At 34.5% G+C, this 25,768-nt stretch carries 26 protein-coding genes and 1 pseudogene; 24 read left to right on the top strand and 3 right to left on the bottom strand.

Features of this window, described 5'->3' with window-relative positions:
• Positions 1-135 precede the first annotated feature (135 nt).
• Positions 136-1,098: an alpha/beta hydrolase gene (locus ACRYLU_RS07680; RefSeq protein ID WP_098393456.1), complete on the top strand. Its 963-nt coding sequence runs from the start codon at positions 136-138 to the stop codon at positions 1,096-1,098.
• Positions 1,099-1,250: 152 nt separating this feature from the next.
• The gene (locus ACRYLU_RS07675; RefSeq protein WP_058205784.1) at positions 1,251-1,958 is read left to right on the top strand and encodes a glucosamine-6-phosphate deaminase; all 708 of its coding nucleotides are present in this window, start codon (positions 1,251-1,253) and stop codon (positions 1,956-1,958) included.
• 60 nt (positions 1,959-2,018) lie between these two features.
• Here ACRYLU_RS07675 and ACRYLU_RS07670 read toward each other — a convergent pair whose 3' ends face one another.
• The gene (locus ACRYLU_RS07670; RefSeq protein WP_104141620.1) at positions 2,019-3,173 is read right to left on the bottom strand and encodes a hydroxymethylglutaryl-CoA synthase; all 1,155 of its coding nucleotides are present in this window, start codon (positions 3,171-3,173) and stop codon (positions 2,019-2,021) included.
• Positions 3,174-3,482: 309 nt separating this feature from the next.
• On the opposite strand from ACRYLU_RS07670, the gene ACRYLU_RS07665 reads away from it, so the two are divergent.
• From ACRYLU_RS07665 to ACRYLU_RS07640, 6 genes and pseudogenes are all read left to right on the top strand, one after another.
• The gene (locus ACRYLU_RS07665) at positions 3,483-4,622 is read left to right on the top strand and encodes a thiolase family protein (RefSeq protein WP_260311114.1); all 1,140 of its coding nucleotides are present in this window, start codon (positions 3,483-3,485) and stop codon (positions 4,620-4,622) included.
• Between the two features lie 80 nt (positions 4,623-4,702).
• Positions 4,703-5,935, top strand: a complete 1,233-nt coding sequence (locus ACRYLU_RS07660) for a hydroxymethylglutaryl-CoA reductase, degradative (RefSeq protein ID WP_010906035.1) — start codon at positions 4,703-4,705, stop codon at positions 5,933-5,935.
• Positions 5,936-6,023: 88 nt separating this feature from the next.
• Positions 6,024-6,296: a 30S ribosomal protein S16 gene (gene rpsP, locus ACRYLU_RS07655; protein ID WP_003130711.1), complete on the top strand. Its 273-nt coding sequence runs from the start codon at positions 6,024-6,026 to the stop codon at positions 6,294-6,296.
• A 95-nt stretch (positions 6,297-6,391) separates the two neighbouring features.
• A complete protein-coding gene (locus ACRYLU_RS07650) occupies positions 6,392-6,631 on the top strand; it encodes a KH domain-containing protein (protein WP_003130710.1) in 240 nt (79 codons plus the stop codon).
• 261 nt (positions 6,632-6,892) lie between these two features.
• A pseudogene (hemH, locus tag ACRYLU_RS07645) lies at positions 6,893-7,836 on the top strand (ferrochelatase).
• 113 nt (positions 7,837-7,949) lie between these two features.
• On the top strand, positions 7,950-8,795 hold the full coding sequence (locus tag ACRYLU_RS07640) for an alpha/beta hydrolase (RefSeq protein ID WP_260311115.1): 846 nt from the start codon (positions 7,950-7,952) through the stop codon (positions 8,793-8,795).
• Between the two features lie 73 nt (positions 8,796-8,868).
• Here the strand turns inward: ACRYLU_RS07640 and ACRYLU_RS07635 are convergent, their stop codons facing one another.
• Positions 8,869-9,744, bottom strand: a complete 876-nt coding sequence (locus ACRYLU_RS07635; protein WP_229049651.1) for a helix-turn-helix domain-containing protein — start codon at positions 9,742-9,744, stop codon at positions 8,869-8,871.
• 227 nt (positions 9,745-9,971) lie between these two features.
• On the opposite strand from ACRYLU_RS07635, the gene ACRYLU_RS07630 reads away from it, so the two are divergent.
• The 16 genes from ACRYLU_RS07630 (at position 9,972) to ACRYLU_RS07555 (ending at position 25,173) form a co-directional block, all read left to right on the top strand.
• The gene (locus tag ACRYLU_RS07630) at positions 9,972-10,976 is read left to right on the top strand and encodes a DMT family transporter (RefSeq protein WP_080739869.1); all 1,005 of its coding nucleotides are present in this window, start codon (positions 9,972-9,974) and stop codon (positions 10,974-10,976) included.
• A 72-nt stretch (positions 10,977-11,048) separates the two neighbouring features.
• Positions 11,049-11,861, top strand: a complete 813-nt coding sequence (proC, locus tag ACRYLU_RS07625) for a pyrroline-5-carboxylate reductase (protein WP_038601500.1) — start codon at positions 11,049-11,051, stop codon at positions 11,859-11,861.
• A 152-nt stretch (positions 11,862-12,013) separates the two neighbouring features.
• On the top strand, positions 12,014-12,529 hold the full coding sequence (gene rimM / locus ACRYLU_RS07620) for a ribosome maturation factor RimM (RefSeq protein ID WP_260311118.1): 516 nt from the start codon (positions 12,014-12,016) through the stop codon (positions 12,527-12,529).
• 4 nt (positions 12,530-12,533) lie between these two features.
• On the top strand, positions 12,534-13,277 hold the full coding sequence (trmD, locus tag ACRYLU_RS07615) for a tRNA (guanosine(37)-N1)-methyltransferase TrmD (protein ID WP_195362995.1): 744 nt from the start codon (positions 12,534-12,536) through the stop codon (positions 13,275-13,277).
• A 124-nt stretch (positions 13,278-13,401) separates the two neighbouring features.
• Positions 13,402-13,794, top strand: coding sequence for a DUF1149 family protein (locus ACRYLU_RS07610; protein ID WP_015426726.1), 393 nt, complete (start codon positions 13,402-13,404; stop codon positions 13,792-13,794).
• A 17-nt stretch (positions 13,795-13,811) separates the two neighbouring features.
• On the top strand, positions 13,812-14,657 hold the full coding sequence (locus tag ACRYLU_RS07605; RefSeq protein WP_038601498.1) for a DegV family protein: 846 nt from the start codon (positions 13,812-13,814) through the stop codon (positions 14,655-14,657).
• Positions 14,658-14,758: 101 nt separating this feature from the next.
• Positions 14,759-15,541, top strand: a complete 783-nt coding sequence (gene dapB / locus ACRYLU_RS07600) for a 4-hydroxy-tetrahydrodipicolinate reductase (protein WP_195927561.1) — start codon at positions 14,759-14,761, stop codon at positions 15,539-15,541.
• Between the two features lie 48 nt (positions 15,542-15,589).
• A complete protein-coding gene (locus ACRYLU_RS07595; RefSeq protein WP_015426723.1) occupies positions 15,590-16,126 on the top strand; it encodes a GNAT family N-acetyltransferase in 537 nt (178 codons plus the stop codon).
• 219 nt (positions 16,127-16,345) lie between these two features.
• Positions 16,346-17,542, top strand: coding sequence for a CCA tRNA nucleotidyltransferase (locus tag ACRYLU_RS07590; protein WP_025016691.1), 1,197 nt, complete (start codon positions 16,346-16,348; stop codon positions 17,540-17,542).
• 115 nt (positions 17,543-17,657) lie between these two features.
• On the top strand, positions 17,658-19,082 hold the full coding sequence (locus ACRYLU_RS07585; protein ID WP_038601496.1) for a C69 family dipeptidase: 1,425 nt from the start codon (positions 17,658-17,660) through the stop codon (positions 19,080-19,082).
• Between the two features lie 114 nt (positions 19,083-19,196).
• Positions 19,197-19,733, top strand: a complete 537-nt coding sequence (locus tag ACRYLU_RS07580; protein WP_260311126.1) for a hypothetical protein — start codon at positions 19,197-19,199, stop codon at positions 19,731-19,733.
• A 103-nt stretch (positions 19,734-19,836) separates the two neighbouring features.
• A complete protein-coding gene (locus ACRYLU_RS07575) occupies positions 19,837-20,913 on the top strand; it encodes an iron-containing alcohol dehydrogenase family protein (protein ID WP_195927557.1) in 1,077 nt (358 codons plus the stop codon).
• A 97-nt stretch (positions 20,914-21,010) separates the two neighbouring features.
• Complete coding sequence (locus ACRYLU_RS07570; RefSeq protein ID WP_081043237.1) at positions 21,011-21,985, top strand: LysR family transcriptional regulator; 975 nt, start codon at positions 21,011-21,013, stop codon at positions 21,983-21,985.
• Between the two features lie 127 nt (positions 21,986-22,112).
• Complete coding sequence (locus ACRYLU_RS07565; RefSeq protein WP_260311130.1) at positions 22,113-23,984, top strand: ABC-F family ATP-binding cassette domain-containing protein; 1,872 nt, start codon at positions 22,113-22,115, stop codon at positions 23,982-23,984.
• A 6-nt stretch (positions 23,985-23,990) separates the two neighbouring features.
• Positions 23,991-24,173 (top strand): hypothetical protein, encoded by a 183-nt coding sequence (locus ACRYLU_RS07560; protein WP_012898161.1) that lies wholly within the window; start codon positions 23,991-23,993, stop codon positions 24,171-24,173.
• Between the two features lie 25 nt (positions 24,174-24,198).
• Positions 24,199-25,173, top strand: a complete 975-nt coding sequence (locus ACRYLU_RS07555; RefSeq protein WP_103054898.1) for a Gfo/Idh/MocA family protein — start codon at positions 24,199-24,201, stop codon at positions 25,171-25,173.
• A gap of 9 nt (positions 25,174-25,182) precedes the next feature.
• On the opposite strand, the gene msrA is transcribed toward ACRYLU_RS07555, so the two are convergent.
• The gene (gene msrA / locus ACRYLU_RS07550) at positions 25,183-25,734 is read right to left on the bottom strand and encodes a peptide-methionine (S)-S-oxide reductase MsrA (protein WP_017864746.1); all 552 of its coding nucleotides are present in this window, start codon (positions 25,732-25,734) and stop codon (positions 25,183-25,185) included.
• Positions 25,735-25,768: the final 34 nt, after the last annotated feature.

The raw sequence follows: 25,768 nt of genomic DNA, 5'->3' as shown, positions 1-25,768 counted from the left end.
ACTAGCTTTAGGAAGAATGAGAATTATTGTATGACAAAAACACCGCTTTTGTAAGATTATTACTAAATAATATAAGAAGTTGCAAAAAAGAAATTTTAATATTACAATGGTAAAATAAAAATTAAAAGGAATTTTATGAAAAAAAGGAAAAAAATGATTGCTTGGATTTTAGTAGTTTTATCCGTTGTTTTGGTTGGTGGCTATTTCGCAATAGGAAACTATTTTTATGACTTAGCTGTTAACGCGCATACCAATAAATCTTTTCTAACTGCCGGGAGCAAACAGAAACCTCTTTCTAAAAAAGAAGAAGAAATAAAAAAGGAAAATAAAGCATTTTTAGCGGACGTAAAATCCGACGCTTGTTATGTTACCTCCTCTGATAAGTTGAAGTTGAAACTCTATGCTGCAGATTATAAGCAACCAACTAAAACAAATAAATGGGCTATTGTTGTTCATGGGTATGGTGGACAATCGACCGATATGGCAAGTTGGACACGTCATTTTTACAATAAGGGTTATAATGTTGTTACACCAGATTTAAGAGGACATGGTAAAAGTCAAGGGGATTATATCGGTATGGGCTGGGATGACCGTAAAGATATGTTGCTTTGGATTGCCAAAATTATTCAAAAAGATCCACAGGCAGAAATTGTCCTATTGGGCGTTTCTATGGGAGGAGCAACGGTGATGAACACTTCAGGCGAAAAGCTTCCCTCTAATGTCAAAGCAATTGTGGAAGATTGTGGGTTCTCATCAACAGGTGATGTTTTTGCCTATCAATTAAAACAATTATATGGATTACCAAAATTTCCAGTTCTTAATGTGGCAAATACCGTTGTCAAAATGAGAGCTGGCTATGATATCTTTAAATCTTCGGCAATTAAACAAGTAGCCAAAAGTAAAACACCAATTTTGTTCATTCATGGTGATAAAGACACTTTCGTTCCATTTAGGATGTTAAATCCTCTCTATGATGCAGCAAAAGTTGAGAAAGAAAAGCTGATTGTTCATGGAGCGGGTCATGGAGAATCAGAAAAAGTTAATCCAGACTTATATTGGAGCCACGTTTGGAATTTTGTTGGAAAATATATGTCTTAATTGATTACAAAAAAAGTCCTTTTTTAAAAGGACTTTTTATTTTTCATAATGTATTTTTTGAAGACAATTTTTAGTTGACATGGAGATAATTTATGATATAATGAAAGTGTAGAAAAATTGATATATACCAATTCAGAAATGGAGCATATAAAATGAAAGTTATCGTAGTAAAAAATCAACTTGAAGGTGGCAAAATCGGACTTGAACTTCTTAAAGAATCAATGGCTAATGGCGCTAAAACATTGGGACTTGCAACAGGCTCAACACCAGTAGAATTTTATAACCAAATTGTTAACTCAGACCTTGATTTTACAGACATGGTTTCAGTAAACTTGGATGAATATGTTGGACTTGACGGTTCAAATGATCAATCTTACCGTTACTTTATGACTAAACATTTGTTTGGAGAAAAACCATTTAAAGAAAACTTCTTACCAAATGGTAAAGCAGCTGATCTTGAAGCTGAAGCAAAACATTATGACCAAATTATTGAAGAAAATCCAATTGATTGGCAAATTCTCGGAATTGGTCAAAATGGACACATTGGTTTCAATGAACCAGGAACCCCTGCTGAAATTACAACTCATGTTGTTGACCTTCAAGAAAGCACAATCAAAGCCAACGCACGTTTCTTTGAATCAGAAGCAGATGTACCACGTAAAGCAATTTCAATGGGACTTGCTTCAATTATGAAATCCAAAAATATTGTTTTGATGGCTTATGGTAAAGAAAAAGCTGAAGCAATCAAAGGGATGGTTGAAGGAGAAGTGACAACTGAGCTTCCAGCATCAATTCTTCAAAACCACGCTAATGTTACTGTTATTGCTGATGAAGCAGCTGTATCATTGTTGAGCAAATAAAATAAAAAAAGTCCTGACAGGACTTTTTATTTACTGACAGAAATTCTGTCAGTATTTTTTTTATCTTTTTTTATACTTACGGTGATTATCAACGACTTCTGAAACGGAGTAATCTGTCTCATCATTGAAAGAAATATTATGATTCAAATCTAAATATTGATTGAACATGTTTTCGTATTCAGGAATTGATAAACGGGTTCTTGCATCCAACATTGATTGATGTTCAATTTTAAGTAAATGATTTTCATAACCTCCAACAAGTTCACCAGAGAAAAACTCAGCAACGGTACCAGAACCATAACTAAAAAGTCCAATACGCTGACCAGCACTCAATTTATCAGAGTTTTCCAAAAGTGAAATCAAACTCAAATAAAGAGAACCGGTATATAGATTACCCACACGACGATTATAAACGATACCACGTTCAAATTGTTCCATTAATTCTTCAGCATTGGCTGGTTTTTCAGATTCAAGCATTGGCAATAAAGCTTTTTTACCCATTTTAGTATAAGGGGTATGAAAAGCGATAGCTGCAAAATCTTCAAACTTTAAATTTGTTCTATTGCTATACTCTTTCCAGATTTTAGCAAAAGCATCAATATATGTTTCGTTTGAAAATTTACCATCAACAGAAGGGTAAGCTTGACCAGAAGGACGCCAAAAATCATAGATGTCTTGAGTTAAAGCAACATTATCATTATTTAAGGCTAAAATTTTAGGATTGGCCGTGATAAGCATTGCAACACTTCCAGCTCCCTGAGTAGGTTCTCCACCAGTATTTAGACCATATTTGGCAATATCAGAGGCAATAACTAAAACTTTTGTTTCAGGATTTAAAAGAACATGGTCGCGAGCAAGAGCAAGGCCAGCAGTGGTTGCATAACAAGCCTCTTTCATTTCAATGCTTCGAGCAAAAGGTTGAATACCAAGCAAATCGTGAACAACAACGGCTGAGGCCTTTGATTCATCAAGACTTGATTCAGTACCAACGATGACCATATCAATGGTTTTTTTATCTTCCTCAGTCAAAATACTTGCTGCCGCGTTAGCAGCAAAAGTAATAATATCTTGAGTAGCAGGATTGACTGCCATTTCATCTTGCCCAATACCAATTTGGAATTTTGCAGGGTCAACATTACGAGCATTTGCTAAATCTCTCATATCAACAAAAGTATTTGGGACAAAAAATCCAAGTTTATCTATACCGACTTTCATATTTTAAAAATTTCCTCACTTATTATTATATAAAGAAAGGAACTCCTTTCAATGTCTTTGGAATGCTTTAATTTTATCATAAAAATACGTTAAATTCTTTGCTAAGATATTTTCTTTCTATAAAATACACACATTTAATTTTTTGTTTAATTAATAAAAATTGGAATTAAGTAAATTAGTTTGTATTTTAAATGGTACAAAAAATGCTTGAATAGAGTCATTGATTAGATATTGTTTATTAATTTAATGTAAAGAGACTTTGACAAAAGTAGTTTAAAATATGCTATAATGGCTTTCGGAGGTTCATTCGTGAAAGAAATTGTAATCATTGACGCCTTAAGAACACCAGTTGGAAGATACGACGGTGCTCTTGCTGAATATTCAGCAGCAGAACTTGGAACACATGTTGTTTCAAACTTATTGTCAAAACATGAAAATATAAAATCAGATGTTGAACAAGTTATTTTTGGAAATGTTCTTCAAGCTGGTAATGGTCAAAATATAGCACGTCAAATTGCGATTCATAGTGGTCTATCTAATACAGTGCCCGCTTCAACAATCAACGAAGTTTGTGGTTCAGGGATGAAAGCAGTGATTTTAGCCAAACAACTTTTACAGCTTGGTGAAGCAGAAGTTGTAATCGCTGGTGGGACAGAATCTATGTCTAATGCCCCAATTATAAAGAATCGAAAAACTCAAGAAGAAACATTAAGTATGTTAAATGATGGCTTAGTTGATGCCTTCTCAGGAATTTCTATGGGGATTATTGGTGAAACTATTGCTGAGCAATTTGATATAAGTCGAGCAGACCAAGACGCTTTTGCACAAAACTCTCAAGAAAAAGCGGTCGCTGCAAGTCAAGCCGGAATTTTTAAAGAAGAGATTGTTGCGATTGGAGAAGTCGGAGTCGACGAAACACCACGTCCTTCTTCTAGTTTAGAAAAATTAGCCACTTTAAGGACAGTTTTCAAAGAAAATGGAACTGTGACAGCAGGTAATTCTTCTCCTGTTAATGATGGAGCTTCAGCTGTCATTCTTGCAACAAAAGATTATGCTGAAAAAAATGGGATTCCGTACCTTGCAGAACTAGTTGATAGTACGGAAGTTGGAATTGACCCTGCTATTATGGGAGTTTCACCAATTGAAGCTATCAAAAAATTAATTAATCGTTCAGAGCTTGAACTTTCAGATATTGACCTGTTTGAAATTAATGAAGCATTTGCAGCATCAAGTCTTGCTGTCAATCGTGAACTTGGTTTAAATGAATCACAAGTTAACATTTATGGTGGTGCAATTGCATTAGGTCATGCTATCGGTTCAAGTGGTTCTAAAATTCTCACGACTTTGTCTTATGCCTTAAAACGTGAGCAAAAACGCTATGGAATTGCTAGTCTTTGTATCGGTGGAGGCCTAGGTTTGGCTGTTCTTTTAAAAAATCCTAACCTTTAAAAATTATTGTGGTTTAAACAAGTAATTTTTAAGAAATTAATGGAGGAATTGCCCAGCTTATCTGGGCATTTTTGGAAAATATGAGAAAAAAATTTTATCAAATGTCGCCCAAAGAGCGATTAGATTCATTGAATCTGTCAGAAGATACTCAGGAAGTTTTGAGTGAAATGGCTTTAGATACAAATATTTTAAACAATCTAATTGAAAATCAAATTTCCGAATTTGAATTGCCAATGGGACTTGCTCAAAATTTTGTCATTAATGGAAAAGAATACATCGTTCCGATGGTTACAGAAGAACCATCAGTTATAGCTGCTGCGAGTAATGGAGCAAAAATAGCGGAAAGTTTTACGGCTAAAATAGATGAACGGTTAATGCGTGGGCAAATTGTATTTTATGACGTAAAGAAACCAGAAGAAATTATTAAGAAAATATCTGAATGCAAAAATGAAATATTTGAACAAGCTAAGCTTTCCTATCCTTCAATTATTAAGCGTGGGGGCGGTTTGAGAGAAATTTCGAGCAGACTTTTTTCAAGTGAGAAATTTATTTCAGTTGATTTCAAAGTGGATGTCAAAGATGCAATGGGTGCCAATATTATTAATTCTATATTAGAAGGTGTAGCAGAACTTTTTCGTGGCTGGTTTTCTGAGGAAAAAATTCTGTTTAGCATCCTTTCAAACTATGCAACTGAATCTTTAGTAAAGGTGAGCTGTGAAATTTCAGTTGATGCTCTTTCAAAAAAAACAAATGGTTTAGAAATTGCTCAAAAAATTGCAGTTGCTTCACAATACTCAAAAATTGATCCTTACCGTGCTAGCACACACAATAAAGGGATTATGAATGGGATTAATGCTGTAATTCTTGCAACAGGAAATGATACGCGAGCTATTTCAGCAGCAATTCATGCTTATGCAGCAAAAGAAGGAACATATCAAGGTTTGGCTAAATGGGAAGTTCATGCCGAAAAGTTATTTGGAGAGTTAGAAATTCCTTTACCTGTGGCGACCGTTGGTGGTGGGGTGAAAGTCTTACCTAAAGCACAAGCGGCAATGGAAATTTTAGGAATCACAGATGCTAGAGAACTGGCCAAAGTTATCGCCGCAGTTGGTTTAGCACAAAATTTAGCAGCTTTGCGCGCACTTGTTTCAGAAGGAATTCAACAAGGACATATGAGCTTACAGGCTCGCTCTTTGGCATTATCCGTGGGTGCAAAAGCAGATGAGATAGCAGTCATAAGTCAGCAACTTCGGCAGGAAAAAGTGATGAATCAAGAAGTAGCTCGCCGTTTATTAAATAGTCTCAGAAACTAAAAAAGAACTGTCAAGATTTTTTCTTGACAGGCCGAAATTAGTCTGCTATAATATTAAATATAATAAAAATAGAAATAGGAAATATAAAATGTCTGTAAAAATTCGTTTGACTCGTATGGGTTCTAAGAAAAAACCTTTCTACCGTATCAATGTTGCTGATTCACGTGCTCCACGTGATGGTAAATTCATCGAAACAGTTGGGACTTATAACCCACTTGTAACTGAAGAACAAGTAACTCTTAAAGAAGAACGCGTATTGGAATGGTTGAGCAAAGGAGCACAACCTTCAGATACAGTTCGTAACCTTCTTTCAAAAGCTGGTGTTATGAAAAAATTCCACGAATCAAAACTTTCTAAATAATTTTTGAGATAAGCTGCTTTTTAGCAGCTTTTCGTGAATAAAGAAATCACATATATTGAACTTGAAGATTTTTCAAGTTAGAGTAGAGGTAAGAAATGCAAAAAGATGTGAAAGAATTAGTTCTAACAATTGTTAAACCATTGGTTACTCAACCAGATGAAGTCTCTTTGGAACTCATTGAGGGTGAGGAATTTATGGAATATCACCTTAAAGTTGCGGAGGGTGATATCGGTCGAATTATCGGACGTCAAGGTCGGATTATTCAAGCAATTCGCACAGTGGTTTACTTTGTTCCTGTAGAAGGAAAAAAAGTTCGACTTCTTGTTGATCAATAAGAATTAAAGGCTCACTTAGTGGGTCTTTTATTTTTGCTACTGATTCGGATTTTACTTATTTTAAAGTAAATTAAATATTAAAAGAGTTGGAAGAGTGAGGTTTTTTAGATTAGACGAATATTCCTAATAATAATCAAAGACTTCTTTAAGATTCACTTTAATTGTATGAAAAATTATGCTAGAATGAAAAATATTGATTAACAATTGTAGATACAATCGGTTATAAATATAAATAAACTGATTTTTTATATAGGTGGAATAATGGATAAGAAAAAAGGAATCTTATTAGTAGCTTTGGGAACTCCGCGCTCATGTGAAGCAGATGATGTGAGGGATTATTTAAAAGAATTTTTGGGTGACCCTCTTGTTATACAAAAACCAAGATGGCTTTGTTGCCGATTTTAAATGGAATTATTTTAAAAGTTAGACCGCAAAAATCAGCAGAGATGTATAAAAAAATCTGGACAGATGAAGGTTCCCCTTTGATGATTTACACAGTAGCACAAGCAAAGCAACTACAGGATATGCGCGAAGATTTTGATGTTCGTTTTGCCATGACTTACGGAGAGCCACGCATTGATAAAGTAATCGCTGAGATGAAAGAATCTGGTGTTGAAGAAATTACTGTTCTTCCACTTTACCCTCAATATTCTTTAACAACAGTTGAACCTGTAATTCAACAAGTTAAAAAAATTGATGATAAGATAAAAGTAATTAGAGATTTCCACAAAGTAGAATCTTATAGCGATTTATTGGCAGAGTCTATTAGAGAAAAGTGGCAAGCAAATGACTATGATAAATTGGTCCTTAGCTATCATGGAATTCCCTTGTCCTACGTGACCAAGAAAAAAGATGCTTATGAAGAGCAATGTAAAGAAACAACACGTCTGGTAGTAAGTAAACTTGGTTTGAGGGAAGAAGAGTACGAGCATACTTATCAATCAAAATTTGGTCCTGAAAAATGGTTAGAACCTGCGACTATTGATAGAGTTGCTGAACTTCCCAAAGAAAATGCTAAAAAAGTATTGATCTGTTCACCAGCATTCGTTGCAGATTGTTTAGAAACTTTATTTGAATTAGAAATTGAAAATAAAGAAGTATTTGTTGAAAATGGCGGAGAAACATTTGATTTTGTTCATCCTTTTAATGACTCTTTAGACTTTACTAGAGTATTAAGTGAAGTAGTTGACCAAAATAGGCTCTGAGAAATAAAATCATTATTTTATTAGTTTTTGTCTTTAAATTTTATAACATTACTAAAGAGAAATAGGATTTGTTATAATGGTTCATAATATGCTAAAAATAGTAAGGAAATCCAATGAAAAAACAGTATGAAATTATTTCAATGAAAGACCATTACCGAATTCGCCTTGGAATTTTTGAGCCAGAACAAAAAGCAAAAGCGGTAGTACAATTAGTTCATGGATTTGGTGAATACACAGGTCACTATCTCTATTTAATTAATGAATTAATCAATGCTGGTTTTATTTGCGTAATGCACGATCAGAGAGGGCATGGTGTTTTAGCAGCTGCTAACCCAAAACTTCAAGGACGTGCTAGAGCCTACGAGAGCCTAATTAGTGATGTCTTAGAAGTGAGGAAGATAATTGGTAAAAAGTATCCAAAACTACCGGTTTATCTGTTTGGACATAGTATGGGGGGAAATATTTCACTCAATGTTCTTCTGAGAAATATTGAAAATCAAAAACTTTACCAAAAAGCAGTAATTGAATCTCCTTGGCTAGCGCTGACAAATCCACCAACCGTCCTGCTTCAAAGACTGGCAGGTTTTTTAGGAAAAATAAGCCCAAAAATTCGAGTTCGTACTGGTTTAAAAGTTGAATCCATTTCTCACCGAAATGATTTAGTAAATTTAGTAACTAAAGATGGAATTTACCACGAACTTCTTTCTTTGCGGCTCTTTTCACAGATTATGGAAGCGGGGCGTTTTGCGCAAAGTCAAGTTGGAAATTTGAAAATACCAACTTTATTATTCTGTGGTGAATCAGATCAGATTTGTTCTCCCGTGGCTATTCGTTCATTTGCAAACAATGCTGGGAAAAACTTAGAATTAATAGAGATTGAAGATGGTTACCATGCACTCCATTTAGATACAGAGGCAGAGAATTTTATTGAAAGAACTAAAGATTTTTTTCTAAAATAAAATTTTTAATTAGTATCAAGGTAAATATAAAAAAAAGAGTCATTCAATTTGAATGGCTCTTTTTTTAATAAAATCAGAAAATAATTTTATTTTGTTTTCGATATTCTCCAGGAGTCATTCCAACTTGTGTTTTAAAAAGTTTAAAAAAATAGGTCTTGTCTGAATATCCGATTTTTCCGAGAATTTCCTGGATAGATAAATTAGTTTGAGTAAGATAATTTTTAGCGTGCTTAATTCGATAAGTGGTAAGCCAAGTGGAATAGCTTAAACCGGTTTGATGCTTGATAAGCGAAGAAAGATAATTGGGATGAAAATAAAATTTGGTAGATAATTCCTCTAAGCTTGCTGTACGAATATTATTTTCAATGTAGGAAAGAATTTCTTTTATAAGTACACTAGAGGAAATGTTGGAATCTTTAAGGATTAAATACTCTTCAGAATGATGACTTAACTCAACAATCAATAAAATAAAGGCAGCTTTTGTAACTTTATTATTAAAGTAACACATCTTTACAACTTGTTTTAAAAGGAGTAAGGCGTAAAAGTGTGTATCCTCAAGAATTGTGAATTGATAGATACAGAAGTGACTTATTTGCTCATTATCTTTTTCAATACTTTCAACAAAGAAGCGATAAAGCATCGGTTCTTCAATGATTTGACTGAGGAGAGAATCATCAAAATATTCAGGTTTAAAATAAAAACCAATGATGACTGTCTCATCTGATAACTCTTGATAATCAATTTTTGTCCATTTATTAGCCAGAATAAGACTTCCTTCTTGATAAATTGATTTCTTGTTATCTAGGTAAAGGGATATTTTACCTGACAGAACATAAATAATTCTAATGTAAGGAGCAGAATAGGTTAATAAACCTGAAGTATTTTGACAAACTAAAGCTGCAATTTCCCGATTTGGATTATTCGCAAATTCTTCTAGTTCTTCAATCATTCCTGATTCGCTTTTTATATAGCAATCAAGTGTCTTTAAAAAGTCCCAAAAATGGGTGAATTGTTCTCTAGATACTTTATACATCTTTTTTCCAATCTTAAAATAACCTACTAAGAAAAGTATATCTGACAGATTTAATTTTTGCAAGTGATTCATTATAATTATGAGTGCAGATGAAAATATTGTGAAAAAATGAGCAATATTAATTTAGTATTTGGAGGAACTATATGACAGATGCACTTAAGAAAAATGTACCTAAAGCAACAACAATTGCTGTTGCTGCGGTTATTGCTAACATTATTTGGGGGACCCCTTTTAAACTTATCAAAGTGATGAATACTGAGATGAAAATTTCTCCGGAAATTTTTGGGAATCATTATCTGGGGCAGGTTTTGGCGACAATAAGTCTTCGTTTCTTTATTGCTGGGATCATGACACTGATTTTTGCAAAATTTATCAAACAAAACATATTCAATATTAAAAAGAGACAATGGAAAGAAGTCATTATTATGGGACTTCTATCTACTACAGCAGCTTATTTCTTTTTTAACATTGCAAATGTCAATATTACTTCGACAATAAATTCAACAATTTTGGCTCAATCCACCATATTTTTTGCAGCAATTTTAGCTCACTTTGCCTATAAAAATGATAAATTAACTCCAATCAAGGTGATTGGATTGGTTGTTGGTTTCATTGGGTTAATTATTTCTCAGTTAACTGGTGGGGTACATTTAAGTGATATGTTTTCATTTTCACTTACAGGAGAGGGATTTATGTTGATATATGGTTTACTAGCAGCTTTGGCTACAATGCTAGCTAAAAGAATCGGTTCAACTTTAAATTCTTTTGTAATGACTGGTTGGAACTTAATCATTGGTTCGTTAGGATTATATATAATTGGTTTTATTATGGGTGGTCGTTTATCTGCAATAAATTGGACTGTAACTGGTGGAGCTTTATTGATGATTCTAGCTGCAGCATCAGCAATTCCATTTAGCTTATGGTATTGGGCTGCTCAATACGGAAATTTAGGGGAAATTACGGTTTATAAATTTATTATGCCAATTTCTGGTAGTATTCTGGCGGTTCTTTTGGGAGAAAGTGTTACTGTTTCCTTAATGGTAGGATTAGCTTTAGTATGCTTATCAATTATCTTAATTAATCGTCCATCTAAATTTGAAGAAATAAAAGAAATAAAAGAATCATTAAGAAAAGTTGATCAAGTATAAAATTACATTTGAAAGATTAAAAAAGTAGTTATAACGGAACTTTAAAAGTTCTAAAATAGAAAGAAGAAAAACATGAAAATTGGATTTATTGGAACAGGAAATATGGCGTCAGCAATTATAAAGGGAATTATTGAAAAAGAATTTATTAAAGCTAAAAATATCTATCTCTTTGATGTGATGACTGATAAGGTAACAGAATTTTCAAAGGAAATTGGAGCAAATGTTTGTCGCTCCAATGATGAATTAATTCGATCAGTGGATGTAGTTGTTCTTTCAGTTAAGCCAAATATTATTGAAAAAATATTAAATGAAACTAGAGAGTTAATTATTGAGAAAAGACCCTTACTTATTTCAATTGCTGCTGGAACGCCAATAGAAAAATTATCAACATTTTTAAGGAGTAAAGAAGAAATTTCTATCATTCGAGTTATGCCAAACGTTAATGCCATGATTGGTAAAGGGGCTGCTGCGGTTTGTGGAAATGAATTTGCAAGTAAAGAGCAAGTAAGTTATGTTCAAAATATGTTTCAGTCCCTCGGTATGGCTTGGATTTTACCGGAAAAGGATTTTTCAAACTTCACTGCTCTAGCTGGAAGCTCTCCTGCTTATGCTTATCTTTTCATTGATAGTATCGCTCGTGCAGGTGTAAAAAATGGACTTCCAAAAGATCTAGCAACTCAAATTGCTGCTCAAGCTGTCTTAGGGAGTGCAGCGATGATTCTTGAGAGTGCTGAAAATCCGTGGACCTTGATTGATCGAGTTTCTTCTCCAGGTGGGACAACAGTTGCTGGTTTGATTGCTCTAGAAGATGAGGGATTTATTTCAACGGTTGTTAAAGGAATTGATGCAACTATCATTAAAGACATCGAACTTAATAGTAAATAGTCTGATTTATATGATAAATAATTTATGTTATTAAAAAAGCAAGAGAGAGTTTTCTTGCTTTATTTTTTTATAAAAAGAAATTCTAATTATAAAATATACTTAAAAATAGTTTCATTTAAATCAGGGCTTATGAGGTATGGTATAATTGTAGAATGGAAAAATTTTACAAGGTAGGAACAATTGTTAACACACAAGGACTTCAAGGAGAGGTTCGCGTGATGCCATCGACAGATTTTGCTCAAGAACGCTTTTCAAAAGGTTCAGTTTTGGCACTTTTTGATGATAAGGATAATTATCTTCAAGATTTAAAGGTAAAATCTGGTCGCCCCCAAAAGAATTTTTATGTCGTTAAATTTGAAGGATTTTATCATATTAATGATGTTGAAAAGTATAAGGGATATATTGTCAAAATTGCAGAAGAAAACCAAGAGGATTTAGAGGATGGCGAATTTTACTATCATGAAATTATTGGCAGTGATGTTTATGAAAATGATGTCCTAATTGGTCAAATTTCTGAAATACTTCAACCAGGCGCCAATGATGTTTGGGTTGTTAAACGTAAAGGAAAACGTGATTTATTATTGCCTTATATTCCGCCAGTTATCTTAAATGTAGATGTGAGTCAACACCGAGTGGACGTATCGATTATGGAAGGATTGGATGACTAGAAATATGAGAATTGATATTTTAAGTATCTTTCCGGAAATGTTTGGCCCACTTAATCAATCAATTGTAGGTAAAGCTCAAGATAAAGGTATTTTGGAGCTACATACACATGATTTTCGGGAAAATGCGACGAATAAACAACGTCATGTTGATGATATGCCTTATGGTGGTGGGCAAGGGATGTTATTAATGCCACAGCCAATCTTTGACACAATAGATAAAATACCTCAGAAGTCTGAAAAACCTGCGCGTGTTATTCTTTTAGACCCAGCTGGGAAAAAATTTGACCAAAAAATGGCTGAAGAATTGTCTCAAGAAAAGCAATTAATTTTTATTTGTGGACATTATGAAGGCTACGACGAACGTATTAAAACATTGGTGACGGATGAAATCTCATTGGGAGATTTTGTTTTAACTGGTGGAGAAGTTGCAGCAACGGTGATGGTTGATGCGGTTGTGCGTTTAATTCCAGGTGTTTTAGGAAAAGTGGCTAGCCATGAAGACGATTCTTTTTCTAGTGGACTTTTAGAATATCCGCAATATACTCGCCCAGAAGATTTTAGAGGGATGAAAGTTCCTGAGGTGCTAATGAGTGGTCATCATGAAAATATTCGTAAATGGCGGTTAAAAGAATCTTTGAGAAAAACCTTAGAACGTCGTCCAGATTTATTGGATAAATATGAGGCTAATGAAGAAGAGTTAAAAATGCTACAATTATTGCGTGAAAATGTTCAAGATGTGGTAGAATGAAGTAGTGTTAAGATTTTAGTTGAATATTGGGGAATATCCTTTGCATTTGGATGATGAAATCTATGTTCTTATTGTTCATATCTGGATATAACTAAATTTATAATAAAAAATAGGGGATTTTAAAATGGCTTTAACGATCGAACGAGAACAAGAATTTGTTAACCAATTTCATTATGATGCTCGTAATTATGAATGGGAAAAAGAAAATGGAACACCTGAGACTAATCTAAATGTTCAATTTCAACTTGTTCCCAAAGAACAACTTGAAAAACTTGGTGAAGGTGACACTGGTATTCACGCTGTTTTGACTTACTTGATTGTACTAGATAATATTGTACTTTCTGGTTTTGTGAGTCAATTGAACTATGTACGTGGACAAATTATTAAGGAACAAGAAGAACTTGAACAAGAGGAATTAGCTCAACTTGCGGCGCCTTTGTTTGAACTTCTTAAACGCTTGGTCTATGAAACAACAGAGGTTGCCTTAGACCAGCCTGGAATAAACTTGGAATTTTAATTAATAGAATAGAATTTATGAAATTAGCTGTTATAACTGACTCTTCGGCAGATTTTGCTGAAAAATATAAAACTTACGAAAATCTTTTCGTCTTAGATATTCCAATTTCCATTGATGGAGTGGATTATGATTTGCAAAAAATTTCTCATGAAGAATGGTACGATCTTATGGCGGAAGCCCAAGAAGTACCTAAAACTTCGCAACCTAGAGTTGCTGAACTTGATAGCCTTTTAAAAGACTTAGAAAAACAAGGGTATACTCATGTTTTAGGTCTATTTTTGCCAGCAGCAATTTCTGGATTTTACCAAAATATTTTTTACTTACAAAGTGAATATGAGCAAATGAAAGTAGTATTTCCTGAAACTTTTATTACCTCAAGTCCGTTGGGCTATATGGTGGAAACAGTATTGGATTTGGCAGAAGCTAATGTCGAATTTGAAGAAATTATCGCAAAGTTTGAAGAACAAAGAGACGGTGACCGCGCCTATATGCTTGTCGATGATTTGCATTGGTTAGCAAAAGGTGGACGTTTGTCTAATGGTGCGGCTGTGCTTGGGACTTTATTAAATATTAAGCCTGTGCTAACTTTTAGTACTGAAGGTAAGGTTGAAGTTTTTGAAAAAGTTCGGACTGTGAAAAAAACGATGAGCCGGATGAAGGAACTTTTATTAAAAGATGCCAAAGATCCTTTGGCCTACAAAGTTTATGTTATTCATACTAGAGCTGAAGATCGGGCACAAGAGTTATATGATTATGCTTTATCTCAAGGTTTTGATGATGTGGAAATCGTCACTTTTGGGCCTGTTATCGCAACTCATTTGGGCTTGAATACAGTGGCTTACGGTATTTCACCAAAAAAATAAAGCACGTTTTTTACGTGTTTTTATCTAAAAACAAATATTCTGAATAATAAAAATAATAGCTACTTCTATAAAATACTAATTTCTTTATAAATGAATGGGGGATGAAATTGAATAAAATTAAAGTGATTGTTGCTGGATTTCGTGGGAAAATGGGAGCTACTGCGGTACAAATGATTCTTAATGCTCAAAATTTTGAACTTGTGGCTTTATTAGGAAAGAAAGAAGAAGTCTCAGAAGCGTTTGGAGTTCCTGTTTTTAGTCGAAAAGAGGATTTGATTGGATTTGATGCTGATATTTGGCTAGATTTAACGGCTCCTGAAGCGGCTTATGAGAACACGCGTTTTGCTTTAGAAAATGGCTTTAGACCAGTGGTTGGAACGACTGGATTTACCGATGATGAAGTAGCAGATTTAATTAAATTTTCTAGAGAAAAAGAATTGGGTGGTCTTATTGCACCAAATTTTGCCTTGGGCGCGGTTTTATTGATGCAATTTTCTAAGCAGGCTGTCAAATATTTCCCAGATGTGGAAATTATTGAATTACACCATGATGGAAAAAAAGATGCTCCTTCTGGAACTGCTGTGAAGACAGCAGAATTGATGTCTGAGGAACGTTTGGCTCATCATCAAGGGGCAGTGGATGAAAAGGAAACGTTAGCTGGTGCTCGTGGTGCCAATCTTGAAGGAATGAGAATCCATTCGGTTCGTTTACCAGGTTTGGTGGCTCATCAAGAGGTTATTTTTGGTTCAAAAGGTGAAGGACTGACTTTACGTCATGATTCTTATGATCGGTCAAGTTTCATGACTGGTATTGCTTTGGGAATTCGTAAGGTAATGACGGTATCTGAGTTAAAATATGGTTTGGAACATTTTTTGGATTTATAATATTTACTGACGAAGTAGATTGTGACTGGATGATTAGTGGGGGATTTTATGAGTGAATTAGAGATTCGTAGATTAGAATTAAGTGATGCAGAAGCTTTTATGGTTTATATTGCCAATTGGGCAACAGATACAAGTCCTTTTAAAATCGATGCAGTTAAAGCATATGCGGAGCTTTCTTTGGAAAATTTTTCGGACTATGTGGAAAAAACTCATAGAGAAGAAACTTTCGCTGAAAATCCCGATTGGTCAACAGCAACTAAATATTTTGCTTTTATTAATGGGCAAATCGTTGGTGAAATTTCTTGTCGTTGGCAAATCGAAAAAGGAATTTTGTTAGAATGGGGTGGTCATATTGGTTATGGTGTGGCTCCTGATTTTAGAGGACATCATTTTGCTGAAGAAATGGTTAGATTTGTTCTTCCTAAATATCGGAAACGTAAGATTTCTCAGGTAATGATTTCTGCTGACAAAGAGAATTTGGCGAGCCGTAAAAGTATTGAAGCAAATGCGGGTATTTTGGAAAATATTGTAGATATTGATGGTGATGAAATTTGTCGTTACTGGATTAATTTAGAGGAACAATAGGATAAAATTACTGATGGATTGCTCGGGTTAATATGGCAGCGCGTCAAGACGAATTCACAGGTGAATGATACAGGGCAAAGCTTAAGAACTAGCTTATGACAGAAATTGATGAGAGCTAAAAGTGCTGACAGGTCTGTATAAACTTTCTGTCAGTAAAATTTTAAAGTGTACAATGGGGCTATGCCCCGTTTTTGTTTAAAAAATGATAAAATAATAGATATGAAATTAGAAAAATTACCCGAGGAGTTTGTACAGGCCAAGCCGGTTTTAGAAAAAATAATCGAGCATGGGTTTGAAGCTTATTTTGTGGGAGGTTCTGTACGTGATATATTGCTTGGGCGAGAGATTCACGATGTGGATATTGCAACAAGTGCATATCCAGAGGAAATTAAAGATATTTTTCCTTATACCATTGATGTGGGAATCGAACATGGAACAGTACTTGTTTTAGCTGGAAAATCAGAAGCTGAACATTATGAAATTACTACTTTTCGGACAGAATCAAAATATACAGATTACAGACGGCCAGATCATGTGGATTTCGTCAGAGATTTACGAGAGGATTTAAAACGTCGTGACTTCACGGTCAATGCCTTTGCTTGTGATGTTAATGGACAAATTATTGATTTGTTTGATGGACTGACGGATTTGAAGGAACGCAGGCTAACAGCGGTTGGCAGTGCTTTGGAACGTTTTAATGAAGATGCTTTACGGATTATGCGGGCCATGCGATTCGCAGCAACTTTAGACTTTCAAATTGAAAATAAAACTTTCTTAGCCATGTGCGAGTCGGCTCACTTACTGGAAAAAATCTCAGTTGAACGAATTTTTATCGAATTTGATAAGTTGTTGTTAGGTCAGGATTGGCGAAATGGTTTGACCTTACTGCTTAAATCAGGGGCTTATAAATATTTACCAGATTTGCAAGATTCGGCCTTGAAAAAAGTACTGACAGACTTGTCAGTAGATTTCCATTTTCAGAATTCTGAGCAAGCATGGGCAGCTTTACTGACCAGATTTTCCAATGTTGATGTGAAAACATTTTTGCGAAAATGGAAAGTGTCCAATGAATTTGCAAAATTTGTAGCAGACCTTGTATCAGCTTATGAACTTGACTCTTGGGATTTGATGAGTCTTTATCATTTCGGTTTAGAAAAAGTGCTTTTGGTTGATGAATTAAAAGTGGCTTATGGTTTGAAGATTGATAGAGAACAGGCTGTCACTATTAATAACCAACTTCAAATTCATGATAAATCAGAGATTGTCATTGCTGGAAAAGATTTAATGGAAGAATTTTCGCTTGAACCTGGTCCAGAACTTGGTAAAATTTTAAAAATTATTGAAGAAAAAATTGTCAAAAATGAATTGAAAAATGAGCAGGCGGCTATTTTTGCAGAAGTTAAAAAAATGCTCTGATTAAATTTTACTGACAGAAATTTTGGCAAATAACCAATTGAAATTTAGTATTTATAATAAATACAATTTCTTGGTTTCTAAGTAATGTATTTTATAGATTATAAAGGAGAAATAAATGAAAATTGAAAATCGCCGTAAAGGCTCATGTACAACAGTTCTTGTGGGAAGAAGAGCATCAATTGATGGTTCAACCATGATTGCTCGTAATGACGATGGACACGAAGCTTTGGATCCACAACGCTTTATTGTGATTCAACCTGAAGAACAACCTCGTCATTATAAAGCTGTTTTATCTGATTTAGAATTAGATTTACCTGAAAATCCATTACGTTATACTTCAACGCCAAATGCAGTTTTAAAAGAAGGAATTTGGCCAGCGGCTGGGATTAATAGTGCTAATGTTGCGATGTCTGCAACAGAAACAATTACTACTAATCCAAGAATCTTAGGTCTTGACCCTTATGTGGAAAATGGAATGGGTGAAGAAGACCTTGTAACACTTGTTTTGCCATACATTAAAAGTGCTCGTGAGGGAGTTGAGCGTTTGGGGCAATTACTTAAGACTTATGGAACTTATGAGCCAAATGGGATTGCTTTTGCTGACAAAGAGGAAGTTTGGTGGTTAGAAACAATCGGTGGGCATCATTGGGCAGCAGTTCGTATTCCTGATGATTCTTATGTTGTAGCGCCAAACCGAATGAATATTGATGAATTCAAATTTGATAATGATGATTACATGTGTTCAAGTGATTTGAAACAATTAATTGACGCAAATCATCTAAATCCTGATTTTGAGGGCTATGAAAGTCATTATAATTTGCGTCATATCTTTGGTTCATCTTCAATCAAAGATTCTGTTTATAATAATCCACGAACTTGGTATGGTCAAAACTTCTTGGGGAATCCATCTGAAGATCCACAAAATCAAGAACTTCCATTCATTTGTGAAGCCAGTCGAAAAATTACTGTTGAAGATGTGAAATTTGTTTTATCAAGTCATTTTGAAAATACAAAATATGACCCTTACGGCAGCACAAATAGTCCAGAAGAAAGAAAACTTTTCCGTCCAATCGGAATAAATCGTAATCATAGTGTTCATATTTTGCAAGTTAGAAATAATGTTCCTGATGAATTAGCAGGAGTTCAATGGCTTGCTTTTGGAGCAAACACTTTCAATCATGTTGTACCATTCTACACAGCAATTAATGATACGCCAGCTTCTTATCGTGATGCTAAGGGAGAATATGATCCAACAAATATGTACTGGTTGAGCGCAACAACAGCTGTTCTTGGTGATTCTAATTATGATTTATTTGTTGATTTACGAAATACTTTTGAATTAAATACCATGGCAAAATTCCATGAAATTCAAAATGAAACAGATAAGAATTTTGAAACAGCTGAAGATAAAATTGCTTATTTGACTCAGGCAAATGAAAAATTAGCAGAGGCGGCGTTTAAAGCACAAACGGAACTTTTGGGACGTATGGTCGTTCTTGGTTCAGCTAATATGAAATTACGCTTTGATTTTAATGACTAATTTAGTTTAAAAATAATTGTAAAAAAGTAGTTGAAAAACTACTTTTTTTAGTTTTCTTTAAAGTACAAAATGTTATAATACTAAATAAGTCTCAAAGATAGAAAAGGGAAAGAAATGAATTCTAGAAAAAGTAAAAAAGTGAGAAAAGGTCGAGGGGGTAAAATTTTTGCGATTTTATTATCCATTGTTATATTTTTTGCTTTAATTATTTTTGGAGTAGTCATGATTGGTCGCCAAGTCATTTCAAGTCAAACGGATAATATTGCTGCTAAATTTTTACCAAGCTCAGGAAGCTCAGAAGGCTCAGCTAGTGTGACTGATGCAGTGAGTCAAATGGAATCGGCAACACCATCAGCTATTGCCACAAAATTAAATGAAAATGCAGATGTAATTAAGAGTCAATCGCAAGGAATGATAAGTTCAGCAAAAGCAACGAGCACCGACTCTAAAGTGACTTACACCTTGGAATCCTCTAAACTCAATAAAGCAACCGTTGGCGCCCTTTTATTAGCAAGTGGTGACCAAGTTGAAGAAGTAGCGGATAAGGTGTTAGATTCAATGAAAAAAGCTGGGGTTGCTCAACCTAAATTGCAAGTTGATTTGACTGATGATAAGGGGAATGTCATCAAAACGTTGAATTATAGTGCTTAAAATTGGATTTTACAATAAAAACAACATTTATTCAGTTAAATGTTGTTTTTTTGAATCTTAAGTGATAGAATATTCTAATAATTACTTAATTAGGAGGAAAATTATGAATATCTCAGAAGAAGTACGTCCCGGAGCCAATAGATATGTGAGTGGTCAAGGAATTTTGCAAGATTTAGAAAGCTATCTTGCGCCTTTTAATAAACTTGCGATAATTACTGGGGAGAAATCTTTTCAGGTTTTTCAAGATTTTTATCCTAAAGACTTAAGTTATCCTGTTTTTCATTATGATGGCTCGGCCTCTGTCGAAAATGGGAAAAAACTGGCTAAAGAAATTGGTCAATCCGATGGCCTTCTTGCAATTGGCGGAGGGCGTTTGATTGATACCTGTAAAGTTGTAGCACAGGAGCTAAACTGTGAGTTAATTATTATTCCAACCTTGGTTTCTAATTGTGCTCCTTACACACCAGTTGCAGCTCTTTATCACCCTGACCATACTTTTGATAAAGTGGGTTATTTATATAAAGTGAGCTATTTAACTTTAGTTGATTACGATTTTTTATTGGCAACACCTCATGATTATTTTGTTGCAGGTATCGGGGATACACTCGCCAAATGGTATGAAATGGAAGGAATCGTTCGTCAGGTTTCACAGGAAGAACTTTCAGCCTCAGTTCGCTTGGGATTTGCGAGTGCAAAGGAAATTTTTAAAATATTATTTGCTGATTCTAAAGCAGCACTTAATGATTTGGCTGAACAGAAAGTGACGCCGGCTTTTGGGCGAATTGTTGATACAATCATTGAACTTTCAGGAACAGTTGGAGGTTTTGCTGGGACTTATGGACGGATGTCAGGGGCTCATGCGCTTCATAATGGCCTATCACTTTGCTCAGAGACACATCCTATTTTACATGGCTCAAAAGTCGCTTATGGAGTCTTGGTACAATTGGCTTATACGGGAGATACTTCAGAAATTGAAAAACTCTTACCATTTTATAAAGAAAATCATTTGCCTGCTTCTCTAGCAGAAATTAATTTACCATTTGATTTGGAAAAATTGAAAGCAGTAGCAAAATTTGCAGCCAGTCCTGTAGAATCTTATCGTTTGATTGATTCAAAAGTTACTGACGAAAAAATCATAAGTGCCATCAAAGCCTTAGAAGCTCTTGTCAGTAAAAAATAAGGTTTGACATTCTGTCATTGAATCTAAAAGTTACTGACAGAAATTTTAAAAAATAGAATCAAAGTTTCAAGATCAAAAATGAAATAAGGAAAAAGGAATGACGATAAGTTTACAACAACTCAAATATTTTATTGAAGTAGCCAGAGTGGGTTCAATTAATCAAGCTGCTGAAATTCTTTTTATTACACAACCTTCATTGTCAAAGGCGATTAAAGATATTGAAGCGGAAGTTGATTTGTCGCTTTTTCAACGGTCAAGTAAAGGAATTTCGCTGACAGCAGATGGTGCAGAGTTTTTGGGATATGCACGACAAGTTGTAGAACAATCTGATTTATTGGAAACACGGTGGTTGGACCGAAAGCCCTCTCGAAAACTTTGTGCGATTTCGACCCAGCATTATGCTTTTGCAGTGAATGCCTTTGTCAATATGGTCAAAAAAACAGAAAGTCAGGGGATTGGAGAATACGAATATACTCTGCGAGAAGCTAGAACTTATGAAATTATTGAAGATGTAAAGTCACTGCGCAGTGAGTTAGGGATTCTTTATAAAAATTCATACAATGCAAATGTCATGGATAAGATTTTAAAAGAAAATCGATTAACTTTTCATCCGCTTTTCTTGGCGGAGCCGCATATCTTTGTCAGTTCAACAAATCCTTTAGCTCATAAAAAAATTGTAACATTAGAAGATTTAGAAGAATTTCCTCGCCTATCCTATGAACAAGGAGAACACAATTCTTTCTATTTTTCAGAAGAAATTTTATCTACGGTTTATGCTAAAAAAGACATTAAAGTAGGAGACCGAGCCACCATTTTTAATTTGATGATTGGATTAAATGGATATACAATTTCAACTGGAATTGTCAGTCAAGACTTGAATGGTGACAATATTGTAGCCATTCCTTTAGCAGTGGAGGATAATATTGAGATTGGTTGGATTTCACTAAGTGAACTTCAATTGACCAATCAGGCTGAACTTTATTTAAAAGAACTGGAAAAAATTGTACATCCTTATGACGTTCGTGAAGGTAAAAAAATTACTGACAGCTCATCAAATGAAAGCTGTCAGTAAAAAAATACTGACAGAAATAAGTAGTTGACTATCCAGCTTTTTTTATCAGTAAAAAATTAAAGCCGTCATTACTGACAGGCTTTTTGTGGTATAATCAAAGGTAATATAAGAGAAATTAGGACGAAAAATGGCAGACTTCATCGCACAAAATTTAAGTAAATCAGTTGGAGAAAAAACGGTTTTCAACAAAATCAATTTTATCATTCATGATCTTGACCGAATTGGTCTTTTGGGAGTTAACGGTACAGGAAAAACAACGCTCCTAAATGTTATTTCAGGACTTTCAGGATTTGATGGAGACCGTACGCCCTTTGATCATCCACAAAATTATAAAATTACGTATCTTACTCAGGAACCTGATTTTAATCCAAAAGCTACAATTTTAGATACCGTCTTAGATGATTCGCTTCCGCAAATGAAAGCAATTAAAAATTACGAAGCAGCCCTTTTAGATTATGAAAATTTAGCTAAGTTAGAACGTGCCCAATCAGAAATGGATGCTTTGAATGCTTGGCAAGTAGAAGCAGATGTCAAAACAATTTTGACTAAACTTCAACTTCCTGACCCTGCCACTCTAATCGAAAGCCTTTCAGGTGGACAAAAAAGACGGGTTCAATTGGCTCAAGCTTTAGTCAATGATTCCGATTTATTATTACTTGATGAACCAACCAACCACCTTGATGTTGAAACCATCGCTTGGTTGCAAAATTATCTAAAAAATTCTCGAAGAACCGTTCTTTTTGTCACGCACGACCGCTATTTCTTAGATAATGTTGCAACACGAATTTTTGAACTTGAAGATGCGGGGATTAAAGAATACCAAGGAAATTATCAAGATTATCTTGCAAAAAAAGCTGAAGATGAAGAAAGAGAAGCCGCAGCAAGTCACAAGGCAAAACAACTTTATCAATCTGAATTAACTTGGATTCGTAAATCACCTCAAGCGCGTGCTACAAAACAACAAGCACGGATTGACCGCTTTGAAGACCTTAAAGATTCTATGAAAACTAGTAAAAATCTAGGAGATTTAGAACTCAACATTGCGAGCAGTCGCTTAGGGAAAAAAGTAATTAATTTTAAAAATGCCGCTTTTTCTTATCCTGACCGACCAATTTTTAAAGATTTTGAATTAATCGTTCAAGGACATTCGCGCCTGGGGATTGTTGGTGATAACGGCGTCGGAAAATCAACCTTACTCAATATCATTGATGGTGAGCTAGCATTAACTGACGGGATTTTGGAAATTGGTGAAACAGTAAAAATTGGATATTTCAGTCAAGAAATTCGAGGACTTGATGAAAATAAACGAATGATTAACTTTCTTGAAGAAGTTGCATCTGCTGCACATAACAGCAGCGGTGAAAATATCTCAATTGTTAATTTATTAGAGCAGTTTCTATTCCCAAGAAGTAGTCATGGAACGCTGATTTCTAAACTTTCAGGTGGTGAGAAAAAACGACTCTATTTACTTAAAATTTTATTATTACAACCCAATGTGCTTTTGCTTGACGAACCAACCAATGACTTGGATATTGCAACCTTAACCGTACTTGAAAATTTCCTAGGCTCTTTTCCGGGTGCTGTTTTGACAGTTTCTCATGACCGCTATTTCCAAGATAAAGTGAGCAACGAATTACTTGCCTTTGAAGATGGGCAAATTAATCATTATTTTGGTGCTTACAGTGACTATTTAGCCGTCAAAATGGAAGAAAAATCTGCTGACCAAGCTGTCAGTAAAATTGAAAGTCCAATAAGTACTGACAAAACTGAAAATACTGACAAAGCGAAACTGACCTATATGGAAAAAAAAGAATGGGAAACCATTGAAAGTCAAATTGCTGAAATCGAAGAGCGAATTTCTGAGATTGACACAGAAATGAATGAAAATGGTTCTAATACGGAACTCCTACTGGACTTACAAAAAGAACTAGACAACAAAACAAAAGAACTTGAAGAAAAATATGAACGTTGGGAATATCTATCAGAAAGGGCCGACTAAAACATTATGACAACACAAGAACTTATTGAAACCTTACAAAAATTTCCGGCAGAAGCAACTGTAAAAATCATTCAAAACGATATCAGTGGTGACCGATTTTTTGATGTTAATACAGTAGAAAATCTGGCCAGAGTCCGTGTTACCACTGCAGGAGTTGAAACCGTAGATACCGTGATTATTGGTATTTAAACCCAGAGACGAAAGAGGAAGTCAAATGTTAAAAATCGGAATTATGGGTGCCGCTAAAATTGTTCCAAGATTTGTAGCAGGTGTAAAAGAGAGTGGTCAAGCTGAAGTTACTGGGATTGCCGCCAGAAATAAGGAAAAAGCACAAAAAGCCGCTTTGGAATTAGAAATTCCACAAGTTTATGATGATTATGCAAGCTTAGTAAATGCAGCAGAAATTGATTTAATCTATATTCCACTCATCAATAAACAACATTATCCTCAAGCAAAAATGGCTTTAGAAGCAGGTAAAAATGTACTTCTAGAAAAACCATTTACCTTGACTCTTGAAGAAAGTCAAGAATTATTCAAGATAGCAAATGAAAAAAATCTTTTTTTGATGGAAGCTCAAAAATCTGTTTTCCTACCTGTGATGGCCCAAATCAAAAAATGGCTTGATGCCAATGAAATTGGTAAAATATCTCGTCTTGCAATAAATGATTTCAGACCCCATACCAACCGGGAGAGCTGGGCCTTAGACATAAAAGAAGGCGGTGGCGCTTTTATCATGCATGCCAGCTATCCACTCTCTGTCTTACAATTCTTATTTGGAACAGGTTTTGATGCAGCAAAAGGAATTTATTGGTCTTCTGAAGAAAATAAAGCAGATTTAGATTACGAAATTCTCTTAAAAAAAGCAGAAATTATGATTAATATTTCACTTAGCACGCGCTTAGATAAACCAAATACATTTATCATTTATGGTGAAAAAGGAGAAATTTCAGTTCCAAATTATTGGAAATCAAACCAAGCCAGTCTTATTAAAAATGATGGAACGGTTGAAGAATTTTCTCATTCAATGCCAAGTGAATTCAGCTATGAGATTGATGAAATTGCTGAACTGATCAATAAGGGCAAGAAAAAAAGTGAAAAACTTTCCCCAGAAATGACAATGACGACAGTCAAAATTGTGGAAGACCTATACCAAGAATGGTTTGGTAAAGAGTGGCCAAATATAAAATAAAAACACTAGTTATCTAGTGTTTTTTCTTAAAAATTTAAATTTCCCTTTAAAACGTTGTAAGGCTAAATAACGTTCACGTGCTTTGTGCATCGCTTGGTAACGTTTAGGATCTTTTTTATAGTATTGTTGATGATATTCTTCAGCTGGCCAAAAAGTTTTTGCCTCTTCAATCGGAACAACAATTGGTTTATCCCAAATTCCAGATTTCTCTAAGGCAATTTTACTTTTTTGAGCAGCAATTTTTTGTTCTTCACTTTCAACAAAAATCACTGGACGATAATTTGCACCTCGGTCATAAATTTGTCCGTCAGCGTCAGTGGGGTCAATCAATGACCAATATATATCTAATAGTTCATCATAAGAAATCAATTCATTATCAAATAAAATTTCAACTGCTTCCGTATGGCCAGAAGCTTTTGAGAGGACTTGGTCATAAGTAGGGTATTCGATATGTCCACCAGTATAACCACTAGTTACAGCCAAAATACCTGGACGTTCTTCAAAAGGTTCAACCATACACCAAAAACAACCACCAGCAAAAATAGCTCGTTCTGTACTCATTTTACACCTCCATTTGCTCTAATTTAATTATATC

This window comes from Lactococcus sp. KTH0-1S, from assembly GCF_052544945.1.
This window is presented reverse-complemented; position numbering and strand designations above follow the sequence as displayed.

Bases quoted from the DNA above. Each gene is read 5' to 3' on its own strand.
- ACRYLU_RS07630 (WP_080739869.1), top strand. From the start codon at position 9,972: ATGACAGATGCACTTAAGAAAAATGTACCTAAAGCAACAACAATTGCT.
- ACRYLU_RS07555 (WP_103054898.1), top strand. From the start codon at position 24,199: ATGTTAAAAATCGGAATTATGGGTGCCGCTAAAATTGTTCCAAGATTT.
- ACRYLU_RS07585 (WP_038601496.1), top strand. From the start codon at position 17,658: ATGAAAATTGAAAATCGCCGTAAAGGCTCATGTACAACAGTTCTTGTG.
- ACRYLU_RS07675 (WP_058205784.1), top strand. From the start codon at position 1,251: ATGAAAGTTATCGTAGTAAAAAATCAACTTGAAGGTGGCAAAATCGGA.
- ACRYLU_RS07640 (WP_260311115.1), top strand. From the start codon at position 7,950: ATGAAAAAACAGTATGAAATTATTTCAATGAAAGACCATTACCGAATT.
- ACRYLU_RS07595 (WP_015426723.1), top strand. From the start codon at position 15,590: ATGAGTGAATTAGAGATTCGTAGATTAGAATTAAGTGATGCAGAAGCT.
- ACRYLU_RS07575 (WP_195927557.1), top strand. From the start codon at position 19,837: ATGAATATCTCAGAAGAAGTACGTCCCGGAGCCAATAGATATGTGAGT.
- proC (WP_038601500.1), top strand. From the start codon at position 11,049: ATGAAAATTGGATTTATTGGAACAGGAAATATGGCGTCAGCAATTATA.
- dapB (WP_195927561.1), top strand. From the start codon at position 14,759: ATGAAATTGAATAAAATTAAAGTGATTGTTGCTGGATTTCGTGGGAAA.
- ACRYLU_RS07605 (WP_038601498.1), top strand. From the start codon at position 13,812: ATGAAATTAGCTGTTATAACTGACTCTTCGGCAGATTTTGCTGAAAAA.
- trmD (WP_195362995.1), top strand. From the start codon at position 12,534: ATGAGAATTGATATTTTAAGTATCTTTCCGGAAATGTTTGGCCCACTT.
- ACRYLU_RS07660 (WP_010906035.1), top strand. From the start codon at position 4,703: ATGAGAAAAAAATTTTATCAAATGTCGCCCAAAGAGCGATTAGATTCA.
- ACRYLU_RS07580 (WP_260311126.1), top strand. From the start codon at position 19,197: ATGAATTCTAGAAAAAGTAAAAAAGTGAGAAAAGGTCGAGGGGGTAAA.
- ACRYLU_RS07680 (WP_098393456.1), top strand. From the start codon at position 136: ATGAAAAAAAGGAAAAAAATGATTGCTTGGATTTTAGTAGTTTTATCC.
- ACRYLU_RS07570 (WP_081043237.1), top strand. From the start codon at position 21,011: ATGACGATAAGTTTACAACAACTCAAATATTTTATTGAAGTAGCCAGA.
- rpsP (WP_003130711.1), top strand. From the start codon at position 6,024: ATGTCTGTAAAAATTCGTTTGACTCGTATGGGTTCTAAGAAAAAACCT.
- ACRYLU_RS07590 (WP_025016691.1), top strand. From the start codon at position 16,346: ATGAAATTAGAAAAATTACCCGAGGAGTTTGTACAGGCCAAGCCGGTT.
- ACRYLU_RS07650 (WP_003130710.1), top strand. From the start codon at position 6,392: ATGCAAAAAGATGTGAAAGAATTAGTTCTAACAATTGTTAAACCATTG.
- ACRYLU_RS07635 (WP_229049651.1), bottom strand. From the start codon at position 9,744: ATGATTGAAGAACTAGAAGAATTTGCGAATAATCCAAATCGGGAAATT.
- rimM (WP_260311118.1), top strand. From the start codon at position 12,014: ATGGAAAAATTTTACAAGGTAGGAACAATTGTTAACACACAAGGACTT.
- ACRYLU_RS07560 (WP_012898161.1), top strand. From the start codon at position 23,991: ATGACAACACAAGAACTTATTGAAACCTTACAAAAATTTCCGGCAGAA.
- ACRYLU_RS07670 (WP_104141620.1), bottom strand. From the start codon at position 3,173: ATGAAAGTCGGTATAGATAAACTTGGATTTTTTGTCCCAAATACTTTT.
- ACRYLU_RS07610 (WP_015426726.1), top strand. From the start codon at position 13,402: ATGGCTTTAACGATCGAACGAGAACAAGAATTTGTTAACCAATTTCAT.
- msrA (WP_017864746.1), bottom strand. From the start codon at position 25,734: ATGAGTACAGAACGAGCTATTTTTGCTGGTGGTTGTTTTTGGTGTATG.
- ACRYLU_RS07565 (WP_260311130.1), top strand. From the start codon at position 22,113: ATGGCAGACTTCATCGCACAAAATTTAAGTAAATCAGTTGGAGAAAAA.